The 277-nt window shown below is 62.5% G+C and carries 1 protein-coding gene; it reads right to left on the bottom strand.

Going from position 1 to position 277, the window contains the following annotated elements; genetic code table 11:
* The coding region (locus ACSNOK_RS34105; RefSeq protein ID WP_436784611.1) for a HAMP domain-containing protein at nucleotides 1-277 on the bottom strand (277 nt) is incomplete at both ends.

Here is a 277-nt window from a genome sequence, read left to right as displayed (position 1 = left end):
ACCTTGCGGTCCTCGCCGCCTAGTTCGGGGCGCTCCTCCAAGGCACGCTGGGCCACCTCGCTACCGACGTAGCGGCCGAAAATATCGCGCACGCGATTGCGCTCGCGCAGGCCACGCATCATTTCGTTGAAGCCGGCCTGCAGCACGCCTAGCTCGGAACCGTCATAGATATCGACCTCTGCATTAGTATCGCCGCGGCGCACCCGATTGATGGCGTCCTGCAGCTCCACAATCGGGTCCACCACGCTCATCACCGCAAAGCTGGTGCCAATAAACC

Source organism: Streptomyces sp. URMC 126 (assembly GCF_051386555.1).
Lineage (GTDB): Bacteria > Actinomycetota > Actinomycetes > Streptomycetales > Streptomycetaceae > Streptomyces.
This window is presented reverse-complemented; position numbering and strand designations above follow the sequence as displayed.